General features: G+C 46.5%; 23 protein-coding genes. 9 read left to right on the top strand and 14 right to left on the bottom strand.

The window, feature by feature from the left end:
- The first annotated feature begins 19 nt into the window (after positions 1 to 19).
- From AACQ38_RS11785 to AACQ38_RS11775, 3 genes are read left to right on the top strand one after another with little or no spacing between them, the layout of a single operon-like run.
- A complete protein-coding gene (locus tag AACQ38_RS11785) occupies positions 20 to 148 on the top strand; it encodes a hypothetical protein (RefSeq protein ID WP_278249242.1) in 129 nt (42 codons plus the stop codon).
- A 39-nt stretch (positions 149 to 187) separates the two neighbouring features.
- Positions 188 to 442 carry a type II toxin-antitoxin system HicA family toxin gene (locus AACQ38_RS11780; RefSeq protein WP_046395863.1) on the top strand — a complete coding sequence of 85 codons (255 nt, stop codon included), beginning with the start codon at positions 188 to 190 and terminating at the stop codon, positions 440 to 442.
- Positions 439 to 783, top strand: a complete 345-nt coding sequence (locus tag AACQ38_RS11775) for a type II toxin-antitoxin system HicB family antitoxin (protein WP_236548230.1) — start codon at positions 439 to 441, stop codon at positions 781 to 783. The genes AACQ38_RS11780 and AACQ38_RS11775 overlap by 4 nt, the downstream gene beginning before the upstream one ends.
- Positions 784 to 849: 66 nt before the next feature.
- Here the strand turns inward: AACQ38_RS11775 and fbpC are convergent, their stop codons facing one another.
- The 14 genes from fbpC to ampC form a co-directional block, all read right to left on the bottom strand.
- Positions 850 to 1,905 carry a ferric ABC transporter ATP-binding protein gene (gene fbpC / locus AACQ38_RS11770; protein ID WP_011145184.1) on the bottom strand — a complete coding sequence of 352 codons (1,056 nt, stop codon included), beginning with the start codon at positions 1,903 to 1,905 and terminating at the stop codon, positions 850 to 852.
- A gap of 15 nt (positions 1,906 to 1,920) precedes the next feature.
- A complete protein-coding gene (locus AACQ38_RS11765) occupies positions 1,921 to 3,987 on the bottom strand; it encodes an ABC transporter permease (RefSeq protein ID WP_011145185.1) in 2,067 nt (688 codons plus the stop codon).
- 121 nt (positions 3,988 to 4,108) lie between these two features.
- Positions 4,109 to 5,140 (bottom strand): ABC transporter substrate-binding protein, encoded by a 1,032-nt coding sequence (locus tag AACQ38_RS11760; protein WP_041379924.1) that lies wholly within the window; start codon positions 5,138 to 5,140, stop codon positions 4,109 to 4,111.
- A 16-nt stretch (positions 5,141 to 5,156) separates the two neighbouring features.
- Positions 5,157 to 6,497 carry an MFS transporter family glucose-6-phosphate receptor UhpC gene (uhpC, locus tag AACQ38_RS11755; protein ID WP_082303107.1) on the bottom strand — a complete coding sequence of 447 codons (1,341 nt, stop codon included), beginning with the start codon at positions 6,495 to 6,497 and terminating at the stop codon, positions 5,157 to 5,159.
- A gap of 73 nt (positions 6,498 to 6,570) precedes the next feature.
- The gene (locus AACQ38_RS11750) at positions 6,571 to 8,115 is read right to left on the bottom strand and encodes an MASE1 domain-containing sensor histidine kinase (RefSeq protein ID WP_165578192.1); all 1,545 of its coding nucleotides are present in this window, start codon (positions 8,113 to 8,115) and stop codon (positions 6,571 to 6,573) included.
- The gene (locus tag AACQ38_RS11745; protein WP_011145189.1) at positions 8,112 to 8,744 is read right to left on the bottom strand and encodes a response regulator transcription factor; all 633 of its coding nucleotides are present in this window, start codon (positions 8,742 to 8,744) and stop codon (positions 8,112 to 8,114) included. The genes AACQ38_RS11750 and AACQ38_RS11745 overlap by 4 nt, the downstream gene beginning before the upstream one ends.
- A gap of 1,580 nt (positions 8,745 to 10,324) precedes the next feature.
- Positions 10,325 to 10,504 carry a hypothetical protein gene (locus AACQ38_RS11740; RefSeq protein ID WP_125026214.1) on the bottom strand — a complete coding sequence of 60 codons (180 nt, stop codon included), beginning with the start codon at positions 10,502 to 10,504 and terminating at the stop codon, positions 10,325 to 10,327.
- A 141-nt stretch (positions 10,505 to 10,645) separates the two neighbouring features.
- The gene (locus tag AACQ38_RS11735; RefSeq protein WP_109791345.1) at positions 10,646 to 10,918 is read right to left on the bottom strand and encodes a PAAR domain-containing protein; all 273 of its coding nucleotides are present in this window, start codon (positions 10,916 to 10,918) and stop codon (positions 10,646 to 10,648) included.
- Positions 10,919 to 10,921: 3 nt separating this feature from the next.
- Positions 10,922 to 12,067 (bottom strand): DUF3396 domain-containing protein, encoded by a 1,146-nt coding sequence (locus tag AACQ38_RS11730; RefSeq protein WP_165578191.1) that lies wholly within the window; start codon positions 12,065 to 12,067, stop codon positions 10,922 to 10,924.
- A gap of 36 nt (positions 12,068 to 12,103) precedes the next feature.
- Complete coding sequence (locus tag AACQ38_RS11725) at positions 12,104 to 13,249, bottom strand: DUF3396 domain-containing protein (protein ID WP_165578190.1); 1,146 nt, start codon at positions 13,247 to 13,249, stop codon at positions 12,104 to 12,106.
- Positions 13,250 to 13,263: 14 nt separating this feature from the next.
- Entirely contained in the window at positions 13,264 to 14,622 is a 1,359-nt protein-coding gene (locus tag AACQ38_RS11720; protein WP_165578189.1) for a VRR-NUC domain-containing protein, read from the bottom strand.
- A 42-nt stretch (positions 14,623 to 14,664) separates the two neighbouring features.
- Positions 14,665 to 14,925: a hypothetical protein gene (locus AACQ38_RS11715; protein ID WP_165578144.1), complete on the bottom strand. Its 261-nt coding sequence runs from the start codon at positions 14,923 to 14,925 to the stop codon at positions 14,665 to 14,667.
- A 609-nt stretch (positions 14,926 to 15,534) separates the two neighbouring features.
- The gene (locus AACQ38_RS11710) at positions 15,535 to 16,749 is read right to left on the bottom strand and encodes an ADP-ribosyltransferase (RefSeq protein ID WP_278249241.1); all 1,215 of its coding nucleotides are present in this window, start codon (positions 16,747 to 16,749) and stop codon (positions 15,535 to 15,537) included.
- 244 nt (positions 16,750 to 16,993) lie between these two features.
- Complete coding sequence (gene ampC, locus AACQ38_RS11705) at positions 16,994 to 18,151, bottom strand: class C beta-lactamase (RefSeq protein WP_165578188.1); 1,158 nt, start codon at positions 18,149 to 18,151, stop codon at positions 16,994 to 16,996.
- A 399-nt stretch (positions 18,152 to 18,550) separates the two neighbouring features.
- Between ampC and agaR the strand changes: the two genes are divergently transcribed.
- From agaR to AACQ38_RS11675, 6 genes are read left to right on the top strand one after another with little or no spacing between them, the layout of a single operon-like run.
- The gene (gene agaR / locus AACQ38_RS11700) at positions 18,551 to 19,324 is read left to right on the top strand and encodes a transcriptional repressor AgaR (RefSeq protein ID WP_011145204.1); all 774 of its coding nucleotides are present in this window, start codon (positions 18,551 to 18,553) and stop codon (positions 19,322 to 19,324) included.
- Positions 19,325 to 19,359: 35 nt separating this feature from the next.
- Entirely contained in the window at positions 19,360 to 20,655 is a 1,296-nt protein-coding gene (locus AACQ38_RS11695) for a D-tagatose-bisphosphate aldolase, class II, non-catalytic subunit (RefSeq protein ID WP_165578187.1), read from the top strand.
- Complete coding sequence (locus AACQ38_RS11690; RefSeq protein WP_165578186.1) at positions 20,652 to 21,869, top strand: AgaS family sugar isomerase; 1,218 nt, start codon at positions 20,652 to 20,654, stop codon at positions 21,867 to 21,869. Before AACQ38_RS11695 ends, AACQ38_RS11690 begins: the two co-directional genes overlap by 4 nt.
- The gene (gene agaV / locus AACQ38_RS11685; protein WP_165578185.1) at positions 21,835 to 22,317 is read left to right on the top strand and encodes a PTS N-acetylgalactosamine transporter subunit IIB; all 483 of its coding nucleotides are present in this window, start codon (positions 21,835 to 21,837) and stop codon (positions 22,315 to 22,317) included. The genes AACQ38_RS11690 and agaV overlap by 35 nt, the downstream gene beginning before the upstream one ends.
- A 10-nt stretch (positions 22,318 to 22,327) precedes the next feature.
- Positions 22,328 to 23,125, top strand: coding sequence for a PTS N-acetylgalactosamine transporter subunit IIC (gene agaW, locus AACQ38_RS11680; protein WP_011145208.1), 798 nt, complete (start codon positions 22,328 to 22,330; stop codon positions 23,123 to 23,125).
- Complete coding sequence (locus AACQ38_RS11675) at positions 23,115 to 24,008, top strand: PTS system mannose/fructose/sorbose family transporter subunit IID (protein WP_011145209.1); 894 nt, start codon at positions 23,115 to 23,117, stop codon at positions 24,006 to 24,008. Before agaW ends, AACQ38_RS11675 begins: the two co-directional genes overlap by 11 nt.
- Positions 24,009 to 24,023: the final 15 nt, after the last annotated feature.

Raw genomic sequence — 24,023 nt, 5'->3', positions numbered from 1 at the left:
ATACCCTATGGATTTCAAGATGCATCGCGGCGGCAAGGGAGCGAATCCCCGGGAGAAGGTTGTTTTGGCTCTTGATGTTAAACAACCGGCTATGGCAGGTATGGAAAAGCTTAGTCGTGACTTGAAATTGTTGTTCCTAGAATCATAAAAATCTTGTGGTAGTGTCATAAAGTGATACTATAGACTCATGAATAAACGACATTACAAAACGCTGTCAGATGTATTTACCCGACCTGTCAACAGTTCTATAAAGTGGTCTGATATTGAGGCACTTTTTATTGCATTAGGAGCGGAGATACATGAAAGGGAAGGTTCGAGGGTTGCAGTGCTATTGAAAAATCAAAAACGGATTTTTCACCGGCCTCACCCACGACCAACTACTGACAAAGGGGCTGTTAACTCTATTAGGATATGGTTGGATAGCTTAGGAATTAGGCCATGATGAACAATACGTTAAAAATTGACGGCCATGTGGCTGTTATCACTTTTGATCCAGAAATCGAGATGTTTCGTGGTGAATTTGTTGGGTTGAATGGTGGCGCAGACTTTTACGCCTATAGCGTCGATGAGTTGAAGAAAGAAGGAACTAAATCTTTGGCGATCTTCTTTGAAGAGTGTCAAAAAGATGGTATAGAACCTTACAAATTGTATAGCGGCAAAGTAACCACGCGTTTGTCACCAGAGCGTCATCGGACGCTTGCTATCACTGCACAATCTACTAATCAATCTATCAATGAACTGCTTAATGAGGGTGTTGATTTGGTCATTGAAAAGCATTCTTGAGGATTATAGGCCGCCAGATGGCGGCCTAGCTTCTTGATTTAAAAGTCAGGATTTTTTGTGATCAAATTAACCGCTATTTTTCTCGGTCAAAATAAACATTCCAAACGGATGAATTTCCAGATAATAATTATCGCCAACATCGGGTTGCAATTGGGTGGCGTTAATCTGTAACAACAGAGTTTGTCCTTGCCAATCGACTGTGACTTCATATTGTGGCCCCATGTAAGCCACATGGCTGATGGTACAGCGTTGGCTAATATTTCCATTACGGCTCAGGGTGATAGCTTCCGGTCTGACGCCTACCGTTACCGATTGCCGGTTGGTGGTGAAGTTGGCTGGTCGTGGCAGACGATATTGGAAAATCTCAACATAATCAGTAGCCAAAGTCGCCGGGAAGATATTGGCATCTCCCATAAAACTTGCCATAAACTCAGACGCCGGTTGGCGATAGAGTGTTTGTGGCGTGCCGATTTGCATGATTTTACCTTTATTCATCACCAGTACCGCATCGGAAACTGCAAATGCCTCACTTTGATCATGAGTAACGTATAGCGAGGTGATATTAAATTGCTGCTGTAATTCGCGGATTTTCTCGCGCATACTGCGGCGCAGATTGGCATCAAGGTTACTCAGCGGTTCATCGAAAAGTAACACTTTAGGTTTGAGGATCAGTGCGCGAGCGAGTGCAACACGCTGTTGTTGACCACCGGAGATTTGGTCTACGTAACGATCTTCAAAGCCGCCTAAATCCACCAGCTCCAGCGCCTCTTTAACCCGTTCGCGTATTTCTGCTTTAGGCTGCCCTAGCATTTTCAGCCCGTAGCCAATATTTTCCCCCAGTGACATATGCGGGAATAGAGCATAGGACTGAAATACCATGCAGATATCTCGTTGCTGAATAGAGCGATCTGTGACGTCTTCACCGTCAATGAAAATTTTACCTGCGCTAGGTTTCTCCAGCCCGGCAACCAGACGTAATACGGTGGTTTTACCGCAGCCGGATGGTCCTAACAGCGTGACCATATGTCCCTGCGGAATAGAGAGTTCCAGATTATCGATCACGGTGTTGTTACCGAACCGTTTGGTTACATTTTTCAGTTCGACAAAATTTTGTTGTGTCATGTCGTCACTCCGTGATTACTGTGTATTTTTGGCTTTGGAACGAGAGATCCGCGCTTCGCCAATCAGGTAGTCAAATAAGAAAATAATGGCCAGCATAACCACAATCAGGATCGAGCCATAAGCGATAGCCACCCCGTATTCTCCATCTTCCACTCGATTCAAAATATAAGCGGTTGCTACGCGGGTGTCGGGTGTGACCAAGAAGACAATCGCGCTGACGGTGGTAATCGCACGAACAAAGCTGTAGATCAGTGCAGATAAAATCGCCGGGCGCAGTAAGGGTAACAGAACATGAAGGATGGTTTTCATCGATCCGGCGCGCAGGCTGAGTGAAGCTTCATCCAGTGATTTATCAATTTGTCCAAGACCGGCAATCCCTGCCCTGATACCTACCGGCACATTGCGCATGGTCATGGAGATAATGACGATTGCCGCGGTTCCGGTGAGATAAAAAGGTGAATCGTTGAAGGCTAGAATGTAGGAAACCCCAGCGACGGTACCCGGTACGGCAAAGCACAGCATAGTGGTGAATTCGATGGTTTTTTTACCGCGAAATTCCTGGCGTACAACAATGTAAGCAATCAACAGACCGAGGATCGCAGTAATGGGGGCAGCGATACCGGCGTAGAGTAGGGTATCCAGTAATGATGGCCATGCGCCATCGTGCATACCTTGACCAAATAGTTTGATGAAGTTATCTAAGGTCAGGGTGTAATCCACTCCCCAGTTGACGGTGAAACTGCCGTAGAAGATGCTGCCGTATAACAAAATGTTGAACACAACCCAGATAAATAGGATGGCACAGACTCCCCAAACCAGTGACGTTGGCAACGGTTGTACATCACCACGGTAGGATTTGCCGGAAACCGTGACGTAGGAACGTTTACCAATCCACAGATATTGCACGCAGAAGACCAGCAGCGAGAAAACCAGCAGCGAAGCGCCGAGAGTACTGGCGGCTTGATAGTCGAGTTGAGAACCAGTGATATAGAAATAGATCTGGGTCGCCAGTACGTCAAAGCTACCGCCCAGTACCAATGGGTTACTGAAATCAGCCAGCGACTGGACAATGACAATCAGGAAAGCGTTCGCCAGTGCCGGTTTCAACAGCGGAATAAAAACATTGAAGAAGGTCTGATAGCGATTGGCACGCAGAGTATAAGCCGCTTCTTCCAATGAGGGATGGATGGTTTTGATTGCGCCATCAAGGATCATAAATGCCATTGGCGTAAAGGCTAGCACTTGCGCCAGCCAGATGCCGGTAAAGCCATACAGCCAGTTGGTGTTGGTTAGGCCAAACCAGGTTGCCATAAATTCAGTGATATAACCGGAACGGCCCATCATCAGGGTGACGCCTAAACCGACCACAAACGGCGGCGTGACGATGGGTAAGATGGAGAATACTCGGCCAATAATGGCGGAGCGGCGGGCGATTCTGGCGGTATAAATTGCCAGTACCAACCCGAAGAAGGTGCAACCTGCGCCAACCGCCAGCGAGAGTAGAACAGAGTTGATGATAACCTGAATAATATGTGCTTGCCCCAGGATCGATATAAAAGCAAATGGGGCAAACTGACCGGCATCATCCGTAAACATCGGAATAAAGATGGCAATACTCGGATAAAGGATAAATAGGCCGATGAGGGCAATAACTGCGACTAATGAACCGATAACAAAACTATCACCACCTAGCCATTCAAGGCGAGACAGGGCTAGAGTAATCATCGCGCCCAGTGAGATAAACAGGAAAATCGTAGCGTAGCCCAGCCCACGACCGATAATGGCCGCGCTAATAACCACAAATAGCGCGCATAGTAAGGCATAACCCGCGTCAAAATAGTGGCGGTAAGGTTGATTGCGGTTTGCTGGTGTGAGTGGACGTAATAGCAGCGCTGAAGGCAGCAGGAACCACAGTAAGCTGATGTTTAATCCGTTCCAGCCGTAGGCGGCGAGCAGTTCATCTTGAGTAGATTCAAAAAGGCCGTAGTCCAGGCTCCATGATGGCAGAAGCGCGAAGGCCAACCACATTAGGGCAATCCACCAGAACACGGCATCCTGCTTTTGTCTGAATGCGTGAGACATAATTTCCTTCCATTTTATTATTGTGTGGTAGCAGCAGTAAGAAGCTATCCATTGGTGCGGGAACATAAAGTAGCCTGACGGATAGCTTCTAAGGGCGGAGGTGATCCGCCCTTGACTGACTTTATTTCGCCATTTTCACTTCTGTCACCCATTTGGTAATTAACTCTTTGCGTACATCATTGGCACCATATTTATCCATGTCGTAATTGATCAGTTTCAGATCGGATAATTTAAGCGCCAAAGGAGAAGCTTTTGCCGTGGTATTGGTCAGGATCTGATAAGCTTTCCCTTTCTTCCAACTCAATTCTTGTGCTTCTTTGGATAACACCCAGTCAACAAACCGTTTGGCGTTGTCCATGTTGCGGGCATTTTTGATGATACTTACGCCGCCGATTTCATAACCGGTGCTTTCACATGGCGCGATAAGTTTCAGTGGTGCGCCATTTTCTACTTCTAATGAGTAATCATGCAGGAAACCGATACCAATCGCAGATTCGCCACGGGCGGCATTTCGGGCTGGGGCAATACCGGATTTGGTGTACTGAGAAATATTGGTATTGAGTTTTTTCAGATAATCAAATGCCTGATCTTTGCCCCATAATTGAACAAAGGTTGCCAACGCGGTGTAAGCGGTGCCTGAACTTTGAGGATCGGCAATCTGAATTTCGCCTTTATATATCGGTTTGGTGAGATCTTTCCAGCAGGTTGGAATCGGCAGATTTTTCTCTTTTAGACGTTCAGTGTTGACGCCATAACCAAGAATACCGACGTAAACGGCGGAGCTGTAGTTACCTTTGCGTTTAGCCGGGTCGCGGAACTGCGGCATGATTTGTGTCAGATTAGGGGATTTATAAGGTTCTAGCAGATCCATCTCTCCCGCTTGAGATTGTGGGTCCAGAGTCCCGCCGTACCAGACATCTGCTTGTGGATTGCGTTTTTCGGCTTCAATTTTTGCCAGAGTACTGCCTGAACCATTACGGACAAAAGTGGTTTTTACATTATATTTTTCACCGAATGCTCTGGTTTCAGTTTCACACAAGGCGTTAGTGGCGCTGCAATAAACGATCAAACGTCCGGCGGCTTGAGCGCTATTGGTAAATGCAGCAACGACCAGACCGGCTGCGATAAGTGTAGAGAGAGGTTTCAGTTTCATCATTTTATCCTTATATTCAAAACTGCTTATTATTGGAAAGTCGCGATGCTACTCCATGTTCCCTTTTACTCACGTCTGCCATTAACATTGGCATCAACAGCAAACCCATCATGGCGGCTGCGGCGGTGAGTAGGGCAAACATCCCGGACCAGCCGTAGTGGGCAACCACCTGACTTAGCGGCCAGCCTGCGATTGCTGCGCCCAAATAGGCGTACAATCCTAGATAACCCGTGACGGTGCCGGCGGCTTGTTTATGGCAATATTCTGTTGCAGCCAGCCCAATCAGCATTTGCGGGCCAAATACAAAAAAACCGATACTGAAAAAACAGACTGCCAACAGCGTGTAGTGATGAATGGGAGTGAGCCACAATGCGGTGACAGCCATAAATAGCCCAAGAGCAAACAGCAGAATCATCGGGGCGCGTTGGCCGCGGAACAGTAAATCAGATCCCCAACCGGAAAACAGAGCACCGGTTAAACCACCGAGTTCAAACAGTGAGAGCGTCGCATTAGCGCTGAGCAGATTGGCACCATGTGTTTCTGACAACCACAGGTTTCCCCAATCGTTAATCGCCATTCTGATGAGATAAACCAGAATGTAGGAGCATCCTAGCAACCAGATAGTTCTGTTAGTTAAGATGGTATCCCGCAGTATCTGCATCATCGGCATGGGGTGTGATAGCTGTTCATGTCGAAGCTCCAATGAATCCTGTCGCCACTGTCCTACACTGGGCAAACCGTGCTGTTGTGGGGTGCCACATAACTGATAGCAAAGCCAGATGCCTAATAAAATGCCGATAATTCCCGGCATCATCAGCGCTGTTTGCCAGCTATAAGTTGTCGCCAGAAAAGCGGACAGCATTGGGACGGTAATGCCAACAATATTGATGGAGATATTCCAGTATCCCCACCAGAAGCCGCGCTCATTGCGGGAGTACCAGTGTGTCAGCAATCTGGCGCAGGGGGGCCATCCCCAGCCCTGAAAGAAGCCGTTCAGTGTCCAAATGATCAGCAGGGCAGAAAATGATGAACAGAAAGCGAAGATAATGTTTAACACACCTGTCATCACTAATCCGGCACCCATAAACCAGCGATAGCCGGTGCGATCATGAAATACACCGGAAATAAATTTTGAGCTGCCGTAAGCCAGATAGAACAGAGTGGTTATCCAGCCAATGTGTCCTTTATCCAGTCCCAGTTCCAACTGCATAACTGGCATGACAAAGTTGAAGCTTTTTCGCGTCAGATAAAATGCGGCATAGCCAATGATCATGGAAATCAGCAAACGGCTGCGCCAGCGGCGATAGTGTTGTGAAATCTGTTCCTGACTGGTGGCTTGCATACCCGGCTCCTCCATGAGAAGGAAATATAAAGAAAGGTTGATGAAAATGGATGGGATAAGGTTTTAGGCAACTAGGAATCATTCTTAGTTATGCCTGATTTTCATCAGAATTTGTGGGCAGCTTAACAATTATACGCGTGCCGTTATCATTGCTTAACTGCCAATCGCCACCTAACGCACGGATACGTTCTTCAATACCTTGGAGGCCAAATCCACCTTTTCTTTTATCTTCTGTAATGCCGATGCCGTTATCACTGATTCTGAGTTCAATCACATCCCGGTGCTGTCGCAGGATGATAGCGATTCGAGTCGCTTTGGCATGTTTGCTGATATTGTTCAGTAACTCCTGAACCAGACGGTAAAGGGTAAAAACCACCGTTTCATTGGTTGGATTTTGCGGAAGCTGGTAATTCAACTGACAATCAATATCTCGTTCTTTAAATGCCAATTCATGGATCAGATGGTGAAGTGCTTTTTCTAAGGACATCTCTTCCAGAACCGGCGGGCGCAATTGGCGTAATAATTGACGGGTGGATTGATGAATTTGTTGGGCCAGGTTATTGATCTGTTCTGCGATCATTTCTGTTGCCGGGGTGGTGGCGGTACGTTTTATCAGCGTTGCCTGAATTTGAATGGCAGTAATATTCTGACCAATTTCATCATGTAACTCACGGGCAATACTTTTACAAACGTCTTCTTCTGTGTGAACCAGTTTCTTCATCAGATTATGGCGGGCAGTTAACTCCTGCTCTAAGAGTTCACGGTAACGTTGTAAATTTTCAGCGAGCTGTTGTTGACGGCTGATGGCTATCCCCAGACCTATGCCTAATAAAGCCTGAATAGTCAGGAACATTTCCAGCTCACCTAAATCGTTAAAAGCGCCACTGAATTGTCGAGCTGATGTGATCATTAGGCTCCCGAGTAAAGCCGCCAGTACGCCGCCTTGCCAGCCGTAGCGGTAGGCCATAAAGACATTAGGGATAAATATGAGAATCACCAAAAGGCTTTCAATTTCTGGTGACATAAAGATCTGGGCGCTTAATCCTAGCAAGCAGAATAGACAACACCACATCAACAACGAAGGGCGTAACTGCGGATCAGGGTCACTCGGTTGCAACATATTTTTTAGATGTTGCTGACGTAGATATTCATAGATCAGATAAACAAAAGGTGACAATAAAACGCCACCGGTTAACGAGGTGAGAAACAGGTGGCTGGCACCGGCAGTCAGCGTAAATCCCAGACAAATAGCCTGCAATACGCTATTGGCGGCGACGCCAGCCAGCAGAATTGAGAGTCGTTGCCAATATAGGGGATAGCGCCACCAAAATTGTTGCACGATAAAGGTGGGTATTAGGCTGAGAAAGGGGGATAACAGAATGATATTGTGAGTAATAAGTTGTTCGCTGTTAAGCCATAGCAAAATGGTAATCTCAGTGGCTAACAAGGTGGGTAAGTAACGACGCCCCAGTAGGATAAACAGCGCTAGCCGCAACCCTTGTGGCAGAAGTAGTGCAGCTTGTTGCCCATTGTCATTCAGGTAGAAGCTGATGGTCCACAGAGCAAGCCAGCTCAGCGAATAAAAAATCAGCAGAAAGAGTGATAACAGGCCAAATCGTGATCCTCTGTTCATGGATTCCCCATGAGAATCTGGTGTTGCAGAGCGTAATGGACCAGATCAATGGTGCTATCGCACTGGAGTTTGCTGAGAATATTGGCACGATGTACATGAACCGTTTTATGACTGAGATAGAGTTGTTCTGCGATAGTTTTAACATTAATGCCATTGATCAGCAGATCAAATATTTCCCGTTCTCTGGGGGTTAGGACTTGCAGTGCTGTAACCTTCTGTGATGTTTGACGCAGTGCTTTTAGTGCATCGGCACACAAATAGCACCCGCCTTGATGTACGGAACGTACTGCCTGTACTAATTCTTCTGGGCCACATCGTTTGGTGAGGTAGCCGCAGGCACCGGCATCCAGCGCACTTTGAACAAATGCTGTGGTGTCATAAATGCTGAGAATAATAGTGCGAAAATCAGGCCGTTTTTGCCGTAACCGGGTGAGCAGGTGCAAACCACTTTCATCCGGCATAGCGATATCCATCACGGCAACATCAATCGGGTTTCTGAGTAAACCCGACCAGGCTTCTTTGGCATTGGCGTATTGCCCGACGATTTCAAGATCATTCTCAAGCGTGAGTAATTGGGCAAAACCGGAACGGACGACTACGTGGTCGTCAATAAGTGCAACTTTAATCATGATTTTTTAATGAATAATGGTAAATGCAATAAGTTGCATGATGTGCAGGAAAAGGCAGGTTGTGCAAATTAATCAACTAAATCTGCAAGAAAGCTAACAGATTTAGTGAGTTGATGGATGACTAAGTAGATAGAGGGAAAGGATTGTTTGTTAACTATGCGTTTATGAGCCATCTTTATGCTCTGAGTACTGGCGTGGCGAAAGCCAGAAAAATGGGGATTAGCAAAAATCGCCGTAAACCCTCCATTAGGGCTAGGATTTACGGGGCAATTGTTAAAAAAAGCCTTTTTTATCTATCAGTGTGGTTTTAAAAGCTGGAAAAGAGGCCAGGCTAACCACGAAAAAACAGGTAAAAACGTTAATCATCAAAAGTAAAAAGAATTGATTAAGGATTTTTAAAAGCGGGTAAAAAGTCCGATGTCATGCTGACATTGGAAGAGAAAACATCAGGAAAAACAGGTTTTAAGTTGATTAAATAAGGTGGAAAAAATGACAGCTTTAACAGCTTTAACAGTATTAAACCAATTTTCTTAAATAAAAGGTTTTGCCTGACTGCAACAAGTTTACGAAAAATCAGAGACAAAACCGAGCGGCCTTTAGATTAACCCCAGAAAAGCAAGAGTGTTTAGTAATATTAAAAATGATTAAAGAAATTTGTGTTAATCTTAATGCCGTTAGCAGTTCTGCCACCCTCACTGGTTTTAAACCTGAGAAATCAAATACAGAAAAACGAGAAAACCTAAATATCAGTTTAATGAAAACAAGGAGGTTAAATACGATTCAGAAAATGTAAAAGCTATTAAACTTACCACAATTAAGCAATAAAAACCGTTCGTCATAACAGGTTTACAATTAAAAATAAGCACCCCATCAGAATGAAAACCACAGTACAAGCTTATCATATTTTTAACATTATTTTTTTAACTTACATTTCCCTTTTACCGGTGATTAATCAACTAAGGGTTAAAAAATAGGTAGACCATTGATGCCAATTTTTTAAAAAACATAAAGTGACTAAAAACAACCTATTCTCTGCTATGTTTAATCCATTTATCGGTAAATCGGTAATACTATCCTCCACTTATTTTACATTTACCTAACCAGTCATGACTATTTAAAAAGACAAACAGAGAAATTAATCACTTTATTAAACAGACTGATTTAACCAAGGAAATAAAAGTTTTCAGTAGCGTGATTAATGACATTTAGTCGAAATTCACTAACCATTAACCATTAACCGAGGGTTGAAAAGCAATAATCACGTAAAATAACATTAATAGAATAGATTGACATTAAAGTATTTTTTCACCATCGTTTTACGAAAAAATCAATAAAAATGCGATTAAAGAAGCGATAAAACGATTAATTTAGCTGGATTTAAGCGCTGAAAAGGCGTTATCCTAAAAAACATTAATGGTATCTCTATACTAGAAAACTATTTATTAGTGATTTAATAAAGAAAAAACAAAAGGTGATAATTTATAAAAGCTCGCAGAATTGCCAGTAAAACAATATTGGTAAAAAAATATTGGTAAAACAACATCGGTAAAACAGTGCCAGTCAAAATAAATCGGATATGATTAACGTTCGTTTAAACGTAAAACCACGATATACCCGTCATCTTTCAAGTTGCCTCTTTGTTGGCTGCACTCGTTCACCCCGGTCACATCGTTATCTATGCTCCCAGGGATTCTCTCCCTTGCCGTCGCGATGCATCTTGAAATCCATAGGGTATATATCATAATGTTTAAATTTAGCAAAAAGCTAATATCCAAAAGATAAAAAAAGATTAAAACCAGATATCGATTAAAATCATAGGTTAAAAAAATAACTTTTAATCACAGTTTAAAACCGGCTCCGGTTTTATGGGTATTCCAATTAAAGGCTTTAGCATTTGATAGTTATGACCGTACCTTTAATCGACAAACGCCAGTCGGGCAACCACAATTAACAAAATGTCCCTCCAGCGCGACAGGTGTTCCTTGTATATTGAACAAGTTAGAACCTTCCACAATCGCGCCGGTTTGTTTACAGGCGGGACAAAACACCGGGTCACCTTTACAGGCAACCGATAGTTGTTGGTTTACCAAATCGGAACCCTTTAAAACCTCACCTCCGGTTGTTGTGGTATCACCTTTAAGGATAATTTTTTTACTTTCCACTACACTGCGCATTATTTACTCCGTTGTATTTTCCGTTTCTCGTATTAAATGCCAGACGGTTGTACCCGGTTCTGCACCTTCAACATCAAAAGCCATCGCACCCTGAGCAAAGAAATACTGTTTGTCAGGCAGGCTGTCGGTTCGCCAGATCCCGCTGACCAGTGCCGGATGGTCACCTCTCAAAGGGGTCACTTGCAGCAGTCCCCGGTCATAACGGGCATACCAGGCCAGGGTGGAAGTTGAATTAAAATGACCTTCACCATAGAAGTGCAATGAATGGCCTTCACGAGGTATCACCCGTATCGGACGTATCAGTTGGTTAATAGCAAAATAACTCTCCGGGACACTGCCCGGTAGTGGCGTTAAATCTGGGTATTGACCGGCCCGGATCATCAGACCATTGGAATAAGAACTAATCACCACATCTCGGTAAGGGCGCAGCACATGACGTATCCAGAATTCCCCGCCCAGTCGGTTTACAAAGCGTTTGGACAGCAGGGTGAGCCAGTTAATGCCACGGATAGAGTGTTCATACTGTAATACCGCAGTATGAACCGCAGAATTGACTTGCAGGGAGGGGTAACGTTGCGCTAGCTGGTACTCTAAGGGAAAGTAGTCATGGTAATCATTGGGTAAGACTAGGCAGTAACCACAGTCCCCACTATCGGGTTCGAGCTGGTCACACAGAAAGTCCAGCCAGGCTATAAACCGGGTCATGCCTTCTTGTTCCTTTAGATAATCCCAAGGTAATACCAGACTGAGGTAAGAGCTATCATCGTCACCATCATCCTCATCAGAATCCAAGTAATGCATCAGATAGCGAGGAGCTTCATAGATATTTTTAGCATCACTGACCACCCAACCACAAGGCTGGTTTTTTTTCTGATTAAGAATACCTTCTTCCACTTTGGCAATATTTTCCGGTGAATATTTTTTGAGCCCTTCCAGCTCATGACGGTGAAAACGCAGGTGAGTACCAAACTCCTCCCGAAAACGCTGGTAGCAGGCCAGAATGCGTTGTTTTTTCTCCTGAGTGTAACCCTGTTTAAAAAACAGAGTAATAGAGAGACCCAGACGAGAAACAGTCAGTCCATCGCCATTGAGGAAGGTAAACGCGGTCAGTTGTGATCTCAACTGGGCAAAGTAATCTACAGTTTCCATATTTTCTCCGTGAGTGATGAGTCGGTGGATAATCTGTTATTCCCACATACTTGCCGCTTCCCGAATCAGATGCCAGATAGTTGTACCCGTCTCTGCACCTTCAACATCAAAAGACATCGCACCCTGAGCAAAGAAGTACTGCTGGCCAGGCAGGCTGTCGGTTTGCCAGATCCCGCTGACCAGTGCCGGATGATCACCTCTCAAAGGGGTCACTTGTAGCGGTCCCCGGTCATAACGGGCATACCAAGCCAGTGTGGAAATATCATCAAAATGACCTTCACCATAAAAGTGCAGGGAATGGCCCTCACGGGGAATGACTCGTATTGGGCGTATCAGTTGGTTAATAGCAAAATAACTCTCCGGGACACTGCCCGGCAGTGGTGTTAAGTCCGGGTATTGACCGGCCCGGATAATCAGACCATCACGGTAAGAAGTAATCTCCACATCCCGGTAGGGGCGCAGCGTGCGGCGTATCCAATATTCTCCACCCAATCGGTTTACAAATCGTTTGGACAGCAGGGTGATCCAATTAATGCCACGGATGGAATGCCCATACTGTAATTTAGCTGTGAACACTGCGGAGTTCACTTGCAAGGAAGGGTAACGTTGTGCCAGTTGATACTCTAAAGGAAAGTAGTCATAGAAGTCATTGGGTAAGACCAGACAGTAGCCACAGTCACCACTGTCCGGTTCGAGTTGTTCACACAGAAACTCCAACCAGGCCATAAAGCGAGCCATGCCCTCTTGTTCTTTCAGATAATCCCAGGGCAACACCAGACTAAGGTATGAACTACTGTTATCACCATTAGCTTCATCGGAATCCAGATAACGCATCAGGTAATGAGGTGCCTCATCTTCATTTTTGGCATCACTGACCACCCAACCACAAGGCTGGTTTTTTTTCTGATTAAGAATGCCTTCTTCCACTTTGGCAATATTTTCTGGGGAATATTTTTTTAACCCTTTAAATTCATGACGGTGAAAACGCAGGTGAGTGCCGAACTCCTCCCGAAAGCGCCGGTAACAGGCCAGAATGCGCTGTTTTTTCTCCTGGGTGTAGCCCTGTTTAAAAAACAGGGTAATCGAGAGGCCCAGACGAGAAACAGTCAGCCCATCGCCATTGAGGAAGGTAAATGCGGTCAGTTGTGATTTCAACTGGGCAAAGTAATCTACAGTATCCATATTTTCTCCGTTAATTATGAAGCGGTGGCGAATGTCACACTCGCCAATATTGCCAGGACGGCAGCTAACGCGGCGGCGCTAACTGCGGCAGCGGCAGCTAAAATTTCCACCAGTGCAATCAGCGCGGCAGCGACGGCAAGAGTGACCAGGATAACAACGGCAACACCGGCAATAATCACCACCATTTCCAGCATGCCTTCCCCCACCTCTTTCAATATCTGCATCCAGCTAATGTTTTTTAGCTCTTCCAGGGTGATATCTGAGCCTTGTTGTACAGTCTGCCACCGGGCTTTTATCTCACTCTCCGTCCAGGTAACGATTTTCCCTGTTTGTTCATTAACCCAGGAAAACGCGTAACTGATCTGATGGCTTATCGGGTCAATAATCTCTTCACACACCCACTTGCCGGTTTGATTGAGCCAGGTACCAAACTGGGCAAGAAGCTCCCGGGTACTGTCGCGGACATAATTCAGCCCATTTTCGGCCAGACCCGCCACCTCCTGCCCAAGAACAACCCAGTCTTCATAGCTGGGTAAAAACGACCAGCGGGAAGTGCTGAGAAGCGGTGGATTTTTTGTCAGGGGTTGCGGAATGGTCCCCGGCACACCCTCTGCGGGAGGGGTGGGTAAAGCTTCATCATCAGGAGGCGAACCGGGCGGCAGTGGGGCCAGTGGGATCGGATTTTTATAATGTTGGGAACCGGGCTGATAATGTTTTCGCCATGCTTCATCATACTGTTTTTGTTCCTCAGTACGGTTATCAATGATACGCATCACCCCAAAACGTTTTTCTGTCGCAATCTGGATGTAATCAGCTTGTTGTGCCTGAGTTAGGTCATCGCCCGGAAATTTCACCTCAATCAGCATTTTTAGATTATCGGGGTGTACGGAGCCATCGAAGTAGGTGGCATTTCTGCCCGGCCAGCGGAGAGCTTCTTCTTTAACCAGAATAATATCGGGGCGGCGAATGCGTAAAACACCAAATTTCTCCGCGTCGTCGGCAGAAGGCCGGGCAAACGGATTACTGGATTGCGGTAAATTATCACCATAACGCTGTTTAGAGTCTTGACTGGCCGCCAGCATGGGTAAAGGGACATCCTGCTCTCCTCGGATAGCAAACACCACTTCTGCTTTATAGGGCCACAGAAAGTCATGTTTAAGTTCTTCAACCTTAATCAACCCACTCATAATGACTTGATTAAGAAAGCGAATAGCCCCCAGTTTGGTCATAATCATTGCCGGCAAACGCAGAGCGTATTCGGCTTTTCTCGCCAGATAACAGGGATCTTCATCAGCAGGAAAGACGCCGATTTCCATCGTACAGGTGATTGATGTGACAGCCGGGCACATCTTGTCATTGTTGGATATTGCCATACTTATATTTCCATAAATTCCATCGCATACTCTACCGGCGTGTTACTGCTGGCACGGTATAAGGTTAGCTTCGGCTTGGGGGTTGCTTCCGGTGAACGCAGTTGCAGATTTTCTTCTGCCCAGTTGTTCATTCAGGGGAATGTCATCACGTGAGCTCACCACCTTTAACGTCAGGCGATAAAGCTGTGACAGCTCTTCCTGCAAGGTAAATTGCGCTACCTGAAAGGTGGTTTGGGGCAGTGCGCCAATTCGGCAGGTGAAAACTAATCCATCCATATTTGAAACCCTACATAATTGAACCATTATCCTGAGACGGGGATAACGCAAGAAGCCATTAAACGAGCCATGACATGCGGCTCTTTTAAATAGCGCCGGTCTGTTCCGCGGTAAAAAATGACAGCGTAAAATAGCCATCACTTAATACGTGGCGTTAGAGAGAACAATAGACCGCGTCCAACTGAGTAGGATGGAGTGGAGACAAATAACAGAGAATTTCGCTCTCTAAATATTATGACCACAAGATCATGATATTTATCATATGGACATAAAAAAATGTGATAAATATCACATGAAATGGCTTATTAATCGCTATTAATTCCGATTTTTCATATTGAATTCTTTAATTAATACATCTCTGCGGGTTTATTTTCAATGCTGGCCTTTTGCGACATCCTCTTTACGGCGGGGAGCAGTCACAATATCTGGCACAATGACAACGTGCCCGTTTGGCGTGTTGAAATAACATCAAGTAGATTTAATTTGGTTAATAATAAAAGGGTTAACCTGCAATAAAATAAGTAGCTCCCTTGCCGTCGCGATCCATCTTCAAATCCATAAGGTATAAAATCTTTAATATCTCTGTTTTCACATAAAATTTTGCGCCCTGAAATTCCGTTTTCTGGGCGGGTGATTTTATTCGTTCAGCATTTTTATATTAATAATCCTTTTAATCCTTGTGGTATCTGCTGACGCATCATCTGTTAGTCTCAGATTTGAAAAGTGGGAATCAAATTCTTTATCATCGCGATTCAAAACCTTCTCCACTAACATTTTTGACTCAGGGGGGAATAGCATCTCTGCTTCTCCTTTAAAATGAGCTGCGTCCCCTAAAATACGACCTTTATGGCCTGACTCAAGATTTATGACCAGAATAGTATCATTGACCCAGGCTTTATCTGGCGAGGTACTAAGAAACCCTTTTTCCGCAATGATGTTTCCCTCTGTAGTATATTGATCCAGTAAATTCTTAAGTTCTGATTTATCGAATTTTAACCCGCGATAAACTTTTTTATGATCCGTGATAGCAAGCTCATTTAATCCCTCTGTGACGTCTTGAATATATGCACGCATTCCTGCATCAAATTCTTGAGGCGTTGGTTCATTACTGTGTAAGTAATTTCTCGACAATAATGTCTCAATAGCTTGATGCTTAACGTACTCTCCTCCACGCAGGTAGGTATTTATAAGATTATATCCCTGTGCGGAATAATACCTGAGTGCCTGGAGCTGCTTAGAGTCCGTATTGACTACCCATTTCTTTACTTTTTGCGTTTTATCTGCCATTGGTGGTGGTGGGGGCGGTGGCATGTTATTAACAGGCTTTCGTCCATCACTGTCTTTGATGTGCTGTTGGTCGCTTTGGTTGTGCTTTATCAGTTCGGCTGTCGCGGAGGAGACCAAGGTGGTGGTGCAGCCAGTCTGGGCTTTGGTGATCTGAGCGGCGATAGATTGTGGTAAGGCCGGCATGGGCTGTTTTAATATTACTTGGGGACCGGTTGCCATCACCTTTGATTGTAGAGTGCGCCCCACGGTGCCTTGTTCTGCCAGAGCCTGTTTAAGTTCAGCAAGGCGGGTACTACGGGCCATCACCTCTTTGGGGTGGTGGTTCTCCCAGTGCTGAATAGCATCCTGCACCCGCCGGGCTTGCATACTGCTGGGAGCATTCTGCAATTGGCGCAGCTCGGCGCACAAATGTTTGAGCGACGAACTCTGAAAGTGAAGAGGGCCACGCCGAACAGACTGTTCGAACAGACGATTGCCCTGTTCGAGTAGAGGAGAAGTTGTGGCATGTTGCGGAACTTGTATTTGGCTAAGCGGCATATGGCCGCTAATAGGTGAGATTGGCATTATCTTTTCCAAAATAGGTTGAGTTAATTAGGGATATCTTAGTATTTTTCTTGCCCTGTTTATGTAAAGAATCGACTAGGCTTTTGTTTACTTTAGGTTTTAGGTTTTAGGTACAGGGTGAGATTTTATATTTTTAAGCAGGTTTGGAAGCTTTACTGGCTTAATGACTTGATATGTTAGGACAGCGCCTCCTGCGGGAGGCGCTGTTACTGCTAATAGACACAGTATTTAACGCAATTGCACCTTATTTCAGCGCGTTGAGGATTTGCCAGGCCGCTTTAATACGCGCCTCGTTGGGGTAGTTTTTGTTGGCCAGCAGCACAATGCCCATTTGCTCTTGCGGCACAAACGCAACATACGTGCCGAAGCCATTGGTGGAACCGGTTTTATTGATAAAAAGCGCATCCGTTGGCGGCTCTGGTAGCGCTAGTTCCGTGGTTTTGTTGGCCTGATAAGCGATCTGCGCCGAGTTGCCGCTCAGTACCTGCTCAAGGGTAACAGGCCAGTGATAAAGTTCCCAGCCCAGCCCTTGCGTCATCTCCCCCACCCGGTAATAACCGGTATGAGTTGCCCGAATGGCCTGTGCCAGCTTGCTGTCACCTACGCGGGAAGGATCGATATTTGCATCTACGAAGCCAATTAGCTCCTGTGCACTGGTTTTCAGACCATAGGCTTCCTCATCCAGCACACCGGGGTTGATGCGAATCGGTTTATTCTCTTTTGAATAACCCAATGCATAATTTTTCATCTCCTGTGCGGGTACGTTAAACCAGGTATGGTGCAGACCAAGCGGTGAAAGGATCTGGTTTTCCATCAGTTTTGAGTAAGGTTTTTCAAGGCGTTGGGCAACGATATAACCCGCAAGGCCAATACTGGGATTAGAGTACTGGCGGTAGGTTCCGGGCGTGTACGTTGGCTGCCAGTGCTGGAACCAGTCCACCATTTTGTTATTGCTGTCGATCTCATCAGGGAACTGTAATGGCAGGCCACCCGCGGTATAGGTGGCAATATTCAGCAAGTTTATGTTGTCAAAGGCGCTACCTGCAAGCGGTTGAAAATGCTGACTGGCCTTATCGGAGAAGGAAATGGCTCCTGTCACCTGCGCCCAAGAAATCAGGCTGCCGGTAAAGGTTTTGCTGACCGAGCCTAATTCAAAGATTGTCTCTTTGGTGACCGGCGTGTTGCTCTCTTTTGATGCGTCACCGTATTGATAGAAAAAATGTTGACCGTGGAAAGTCACTGCAATCGCCATTCCTGGAATGTCATATTCCTGCATCAGGGAGTGTATGGTCTTATCAACAGTATTTGTCAGACGGGTCTGATCGGCGGTATTCGAGGCTTGAGCGCCGAGAGAAGCGGTAAGCAGCAATCCGCCAGTCAGCACCGAAAATCGTTTTGTCATGTGGTGTGTCCTTAATTACAGTGAGAGCTTTCAGGCTTGGATTTTATCAGGATTTGTATACCCAATCACAAAATTTGTGATCTCTATCACCTGACAAAATAAAACTTTGCGGTTGCGGATTGAAAACCAAGCGCTTTCGTTTCTTGATGTCAATTGTTACCCAAAAGGTGGATGAAAACTGATTTTTGGGTAAATAGCCAGAAATCAGAAAATTTAATATTTTCTTTCGCTTTGTTTCTAATCGAAACCTTTTATGCCGATTTTTGTCTATATAATAGACTGTAATAGCGATCACAATTTCGTTTGGTTGCTTTTGCTGTAATTAAATCGAAAGAGAGGGAAAGCAATTCATCACAGGCGACATAAATTTGTTGCTGAAAATCTGAGGAGTATAACGGAATGGCTGTGGATACCGTAAAAAGACGTGAACAGATTATCGACTTGCTGTGCCATGAGGGCAGCGTGCGTGTTGAACATTTGAGCACCCGTTTTGGGGTTTCCAGCGTCACTATCCGTAATGACCTGCGTTATCTGGAACAAAAAGGTTGTGCATTGCGTTCCTATGGCGGTGCCATGTTGAATCAGCAATTCGCCTTTGATCGTCCCTTGCAAGATAAAGGCCGGATCAATCGTGATGTGAAATCGCGCATTGCGGCTAGGGCGGCACAGTTTGTTCAGGATGGTGATGCTCTGATCCTTGATTCCGGCTCGACGACTACGCAAATCGCGCCATTTCTTAAAGAGCGGCGTGATCTGGTCGTCATGACTAACGCGTTGAATATCGCCTATGAGCTGGCGGGGTTTGACCGGATGGAGGTGATGGTGCTTGGCGGGAGTGTACGCCAGAACTCCTACTCGCTTTATGGTCCGGCGGCGGAACAGCAATTGCGTCAATATCGCTTTGACACTCTATTTCTCGGCGTCGATGGTTTTGATCTGGAAGCAGGGATAACCACGCCACATCCCGGTGAAGCCCACCTTAATCGCGTAATGTGTGAGGTGGCGCATGAAATTATCGCGGTGGCGGATGCCAGTAAATTTGGGCGCAGAAGCTTTTGCCTGATCCGTCAGGCCGGACAGATTCATCGGCTGATTACTGACAGTCGGATCCCTGATAACTACAGGCGGGCATTAATTGAACTCGGCGTGGATGTGGTTATTGCCGACGAATAGTTCTTACCGAGATTCTTGCCCGCATGGGAGGCACCATGCAGTCGCTATTACAACTTATCCGTCGTCATAAATCAGGTGAAGCCGTGGGGATCTATTCGGTCTGTTCCGCTCATCCCTGGGTATTGGAAAGTGCTTTGCGCGTCGCTAAAGAGCGTAAGACTTCGGTACTGATTGAAGCAACCTCTAATCAGGTCAATCAGTTTGGTGGTTATACCGGGATGCAACCGGCTCAATTCCGGGATGCAGTTTGGCAACAGGCCGATTGCATTGGTTTACCGCGTGATCGTGTCTGGTTAGGGGGCGATCATCTTGGACCCAATGCTTGGCAGGATCTTCCCGCTGAACAGGCAATGAAACTGGCTGAAACGTTGATACACGATTATGTGGCGGCGGGGTTTCGTAAGATACATCTCGATTGTTCAATGTCCTGTTTGGATGATCCAACGCCGCTTGGCGACAAGGAGGTTGCGGTACGTGCGGCTCGTTTGTGTCAGGTAGCAGAACGTTGTTGGCAGCAGGTGGGGGGAGAACCACCGGTTTATGTGATAGGTACCGAAGTGCCGGTACCGGGTGGAGCGAAAGAAGCATTAGCAGGAATGCAAGTCACGACGCCTCAGGCTGCGGCGACAACGTTGAGTGTACATCAACAAGCTTGGCAGTTGGCTGGATTGGAACCGGTATGGCCACGGGTGATTGCGCTGGTGGTGCAACCCGGGGTGGAGTTCGATCACCATTGTATCGAACATTATCAACCTGAACGTGCAGCGGCACTGAGTCAATATATTGAATCTCAACCCTATTTAGTCTATGAAGCCCATTCCACCGATTATCAAACGGCGCAAGCTTACCGTGAATTGGTACGTGATCACTTTGCCATTCTGAAAGTCGGTCCGGCTTTGACTTTTGCTTTACGTGAGGCGCTGTTCGCACTCGATAAAATCGATGGTGAATGGAATGGGGAACAGGGCGCGGCTCATCTGCGTGCCACGCTGGAACAGGCCATGCTTGAGCAGCCGGAGCATTGGAATCGCTATTACCACGGTACACCACATCAACAGTTTATTGATCGTCAATACAGTTTGAGTGATCGCATTCGTTACTACTGGCCGCATCCGCAGGTACAACAGGCAGTGAATACCTTGATGGATAACCTGCGTGGTCGCCCGGTTTCCCTTTCACTGCTGAGTCAGTACTTGCCTGAGCAGGCGCAGGCGGTTAATGCCGGAAGGTTGGATAATGACCCACACTCATGGGTGTTGGATAAGATTCGTTCTGTGCTCTTGAGCTATGCGCTGGCTTGTGAGCCCGAGGTACAAGGAGTTTTAGTATGAATGAACTGTTTTCCTATACCGAAGCTTGGTTGCGTGAGCATCATGCTCTGCATACTGCCAGAGAAATTCATCAACAGCCTGAGCTTTGGCGTCAGTTATATCAAAATCTGCAACGTGAGGAAGCGTTATGGCGACCCTTTTTGCAGCCTTTGTTATCCGATCCAGAGTTACAGATAGTGTTGTGTGGTGCAGGTTCCTCCGCGTTTATCGGGCGCACGCTGGCACCTTGGTTGCGTGAGCAGTGTGGACTGAATGTGGTCGCGTACAGCACCACAGACATTGTGCCTTCTCCTTTGCAATATCTCGATCCGACACGTTCAACCTTGCTGATTTCTTATGGACGATCGGGCAATAGCCCGGAGAGCGTGGCGGCGGTAAAACTGGCGGATCAGCACCTGCCACGCTGTTATCACCTGATGCTGACTTGTAATCCCGGCGGTGCGTTAGCACGTTATGCCGAAGGGCGCTCTCACGTCTGTTCGTTGAATATGCCCCAGGGTTCTCATGACCAAAGTTTTGCTATGACGTCCAGCTTCAGTTGTATGACGTTAGCAACAGTGCTGCTGCTAGGGCCGTTGACGTTGGAACAGTGTGATGAGCCGTTGATGGCGATGATCGCGTTGTGTGAGCGGGAAAGGGAACAGTGGCAGACACAGATTAAGCGGCTGGCATGCAGCGGTTTTAACCGCATGATGTGTCTGGGTTCCAGTTGCTTTACTGGAATAGCGGAGGAGGGAGCGCTCAAGATGCTGGAGTTGACTGCCGGGCATGTCACCACCCGTTACGATTCATCAATGGGGGTGCGTCATGGGCCGAAGTTTATGATCGAACGGGATACGCTGGTGGTCATGATGCTCTCCGCTGATCAGTATCGTCGTCGTTATGATCTCGATCTGTGGCATGAACTGAATCATGACGGATTGGCGTGTCAAATTGTTGCACTGAGTGGCACTCAGGGGAAAGGGTTCACGGTGATTAACAGTGAACAAGATGATATCTGGCTGTTGTTCCCCTATTTGATATTTTTGCAGATGTTAGCGTTTGAAACCTCGCTGGCACTGGGCATAACGCCAGACAATCCATGTCCGACAGGGGAAGTCAACCGCGTGGTGAAGGGGGTGGAAATTTATCCTTATCATCCACCGTATTCACCAAGAATAAAATGTAGCAGGAGTGATTATGTCGATACCGAATATTTTAATGACCCGAATTGATAACCGGTTGGTGCATGGTCAAGTCGGTGTGACTTGGACCAATTCACTGGGGGCCAATTTGGTATTGGTGGCTAACGATCACGTTGCCGGTGATTTGATGCAGCAAAATCTGATGGATATGGTGGTTTCTGATGGGGTTCAGACGCGTTATTTCACCCTGCAAAAAACCATTGATGTGATTCATAAAGCGGCTGAGCGCCAGAAGATTTTTATCGTTTGTAAAACGCCGCAGGATGTACTGACGTTAGTAAAAGGTGGTGTACCGATCCGTTTTGTTAATGTGGGTAATATGCATTTTGCTGAGGGAAAGCGTCAAATCCATAAGACGGTTTCGGTTGATGACAGCGACGTGGTGGTGTTTCATGAGCTGGAGCAACTGGGCGTCACTTGCGAAATTCGGCGTGTGCCGGATGAAGCGGGAGAACCTATCGCCAAATTGCTGGTTTGAGGGGTGAGTTATGCTGATTGATGCGATATTGATTGGGTTACTGGCCGGATTGGCCGGGGTGGATCTGTTCGATGGGTTGACTCATTTTCATCGTCCAGTAGTGATTGGGCCGTTGGTTGGGCTGATTTTAGGGGATGTACAGACGGGTTTGCTGGTCGGGGGGACACTGGAGCTGGTCTGGATGGGAATGGTGCCACTGGCAGGGGCTCAGCCGCCAAATGTGGTGATTGGTGGTGTGATTGGTACGGCATTTGCCATTTTGACTCATGCTGATCCTAAAGTCGCGATTGGTATCGCGGTGCCATTTTCCATTGCGGTGCAAGGCTGCATCACCCTGCTGTTTACCCTGTTCTCACCCATGATGCATAAATGCGATCAGATGGTGAAAGCGTTGAACTGGCGTGGCGTGGAGCGTGTGAATTATCTGGGTATCACCATTCTGTTTTGCTTCTACTTTATCGTGGCATTTCTGCCGGTCTATTTCGGTGCTGACGCTGCCAGTGTCATGGTACAAAAGGCACCGCAATGGTTGTTGGATGGTCTGGCGGTTGCGGGTGGCATGATGCCTGCTATCGGTTTTTCCATGCTGATGAAAATCATGATGAAAAAGAGTTATATCGCTTATTTCATTCTGGGTTTCATTTCAGTCACATTCCTCAATATGCCGATTATTGCTGTAGCACTTGGCGCTTTTGCGATTGCACTGATCGATTTCTTTAACCGTTCCCGTATGGAAGAGGCCGCTGAACGCAGCGTATCTACTACTCAATCTCACACTCAATCTCAGGAGATGGAAGATGGCATTTAACGACACCGATGCGGCTATGGCAGCTAAAGCTGAGAACAGGATGGCGCAGGCGCTGGCAACCAGTCAGGTTGAGCAGGATGACTATCAGGACACGATACCGAGTGAGGATCTGACCAAAGGCGATTTGAATCGTATGGCGTGGCGCTCTTTGTTGCTACAGGCGTCGTTTAACTATGAGCGTATGCAGGCAGGAGGCTGGTTGTACACCTTGATCCCCGGTCTGCGTAAGATCCACAAGCATCCGCAAGATCTGGCGAATTCGATGAAGATGCATATGGAGTTTATCAATGTACATCCGTTTGATGTCACCTTCCTGTCTGGGTTGGTGCTGGCAATGGAGCGAAATAAAGAGAAAATTTCCACTATTCGCGCCGTAAAAGTGGCGCTGATGGGGCCGTTAGGGGGGATTGGTGATGCATTGTTCTGGTTGACTCTGCTACCCATCTGCGCGGGTATCGGGGCTTCTCTGGCGCTACAGGGTAGCTTGTTTGGTCCCATCATATTCTTGTTGTTGTTCAACATTGTGCATTTCGGCTTGCGTTTTGGTTTAGCGCATTATGGTTATCGTGCAGGAACCAGTGCGTTGGCATTGTTGAAAAAGCATACCAAAAAGATCTCCCATGCTGCTTCGATAGTAGGAATGACGGTAATCGGGGCGTTAGTGGCTTCCTATGTTCATCTCTCGACGCCGGTGGTGATAAACGCCGGTAAGGCCAGTGTGGCGTTGCAGAAGGATGTGCTGGACAAACTGATGCCTAATTTGTTGCCGTTGTGTTTCACTTTGCTGGTGTTTTGGTTGATGAAAAAAGGATTTTCCCCGGTCAAGTTAATTGGTTTGACGGTTGTGATCGGTATTGTAGGGAAGTTTGTGGGTTTTCTTTAATAAACGGCACTGAGG

Source organism: Photorhabdus sp. RW14-46, from assembly GCF_963887965.1.
Taxonomy (GTDB): Bacteria; Pseudomonadota; Gammaproteobacteria; order Enterobacterales; family Enterobacteriaceae; genus Photorhabdus; species Photorhabdus laumondii.
Note: the sequence above shows the minus strand (reverse complement) of the source record. Positions and strands in the feature narration are given on the sequence as shown.